1 protein-coding gene is annotated in these 2,294 nt (G+C 67.6%); it reads right to left on the bottom strand.

Going from position 1 to position 2,294, the window contains the following annotated elements:
* On the bottom strand, nt 1-2,294 hold a 2,294-nt coding region (locus tag BLU84_RS25345), incomplete at both ends, for a non-ribosomal peptide synthetase (protein WP_139175256.1).

The raw sequence follows: 2,294 nt of genomic DNA, 5'->3' as shown, positions 1-2,294 counted from the left end.
AGTTCCGGCGCCGCGGCCAGTTGTTGCGACCAATAGTCGAGGCCATCGGCCAGCGTCTTGACCTGCGCCTGTTGCCACAGCGCGTAGTCGGCGTACTGCACCGGCAACGCCGGCAGCGATGCGGGCTGACCCTGGCTGTGAGCCGAGTACAGCGCACCGAACTCTTCGACCAGCACGTCCATCGACCAGCCATCGGCGGCGATGTGGTGCAGGGTCAGGATCAGCACGTGCTCTTCGTCGCCCAGCGCGATCAGCGTCGCGCGCAGCATCGGATCGCGACTCAGGTCGAAGGCGTGATCCGCCGCGGCCCGCACCTGCTCGGCGAGCCGAGTCGGCCGCTCGCTGTCTTCGCAGGCGCGCAAATCCAGATAGCCGCTCAGGGCCAGGTGTTCCAGCGGCAGCGCATGCTGCAGCACGGTTCCGGTGGTGTCCTCGCGATAGACCGTGCGCAACACTTCGTGGCGCTGCACGATGGTGCGCAGCGCCGCGGTCAGCGCATCCGCGTCCAGGCGGCCCTGGATCGCGATGGGCATGGCGATGTTGTACTGCCGGCTATTGCCCGAGAGCCGGTCGATGAACCACAGGCGCTGCTGCGCGTAAGACAGCGGCGCCGGCCCCGCTTCGGTACGTGCGACGATCGCCCCAGCCACAGGCCGCGCATCGCTGCGGCGCTGGCCGACCCACTCGGCCAACGCAGCCAGGGACTGACGCTCGAACGCATCCTTGACGCTCAGATCCAGGCCGTAGCGCTGATTGATCTGCACGATCATGCGCGTGGCCAGCAGCGAGTGGCCGCCGAGACGGAAGAAGTTGTCTTCGGCGCCGACCGGTTCGCTGCGTTCCAGCAGTTCCTGCCACAACGTCGCCAGCACGCGTTCGGTTTCGGTCTCCGGCGCTCGGTAGGCCGCGGCGACTGCGCCGCCCAGCGACGGCAGCGCTGCGCGGTCGACTTTTCCATTTGCGGTCAACGGCAGGCTCGCCAACACGGCGATCGCACTTGGGCGCATGAACTCGGCCAGGCTCTGGCGCAGCGCTTGTTGCAGTTCGTCGACCAGCGCGGCGTGGGCAGTTTCTTCTTCGTTGCTGGCGACGAACGCGACCAGTCGGCGGTCGTTGCCCTCGCCCTGGATCGCCGCTGCCGCGTCGCTGACCCGCGCATCGCGCTTGAGCTGGGATTCGATCTCGCCCAGTTCGATGCGGTAGCCACGCAGCTTGACCTGTTCGTCGCGACGGCCTAGGTACTCCAGCTCGCCGTCGTGGCCGCAGCGCACCAGGTCGCCGCTGTGGTACAGGCGCTCGACTGCGCCCTGGCCGAAGCGGTGTTCGCGGAAACGGCTTGCGGTCAGCGCGTCCAAGTTCTGATAGCCACGGGTGACGCCGTCGCCGCCGATGCACAGCTCGCCGACGGCACCCGCGGGCACGGGTTCGTCCAGTTCGTTGAGCACATACAGGCGGGTGTTCTGGATCGGGCGGCCGATGGCGACTGCATGGCCGCAGCGCGCCAGATCGGCGGGTGTGCGGACGGTGTAGATCGAGCAGCCGACGACCGTTTCGGTCGGGCCGTATTCGTTGACGTACTCGGCGTTGGGCAAGCGGTCGCGCTGCCACTTGGCGACGGTCGCCGTGGTCAGCTGTTCGCCGCCGATCACCAGGCAGTGGCGGCGTGCGCTCGGACCGCTGTGCGCCGGGTAGTTCGCATACAAGCCATCGAGATGCGCCGGGGTCAGCTTGAACAGCCAGTCGTGTCCGTCGTCGAACAGGTAGTGGCTCAGGCCGGCGAACAATGCGCCGGCTTCGGACGGCAGCACGATCAGACGCTTGCCCGCCAGCAGCGGGGCGAACAGCGTGGTGACGGTGGCGTCGAAGCTCAGCGGGGTGCCCATGACGGCGCCGCGGTGGTGCGGTTGCAGGTAGGTCTGGGCGTGATCGAGGTAGTTCACGACGCCGCCGTGCGGGACCAGTACGCCCTTGGGTTGGCCGGTCGAGCCTGAGGTGTAGATCACGTAAGCCAAGTGTTGCGGCGTCAGGCCCGCTACTTCTGGCGTGTTCGACGGGTAGTTCGCCAGCGTGGCTTCATCGTCCAGACTCAGCGTCCACTCACCCCACGTAGCGCAGCGCTCGGCAAGTTCGCCGACGCTCAGGATCGTGCGTACGCCGCTGTCGCTACACATGTAGGCCAGACGCGCGTTGGGATGCTCCGGCTCCAGCGGCAGATACGCGCCACCGGCCTTCAGGATCGCCAGCACACCCACCACCTGCTCCAGCGAGCGCCCCACGTGCAGGCCGACCACACT

The organism is Lysobacter enzymogenes, from assembly GCF_900106525.1.
GTDB classification, from domain to species: Bacteria; Pseudomonadota; Gammaproteobacteria; order Xanthomonadales; family Xanthomonadaceae; genus Lysobacter; species Lysobacter enzymogenes.
The sequence above is the reverse complement of the archived record's forward strand: the minus strand, read 5'-3'. Positions and strand labels throughout refer to the sequence as shown.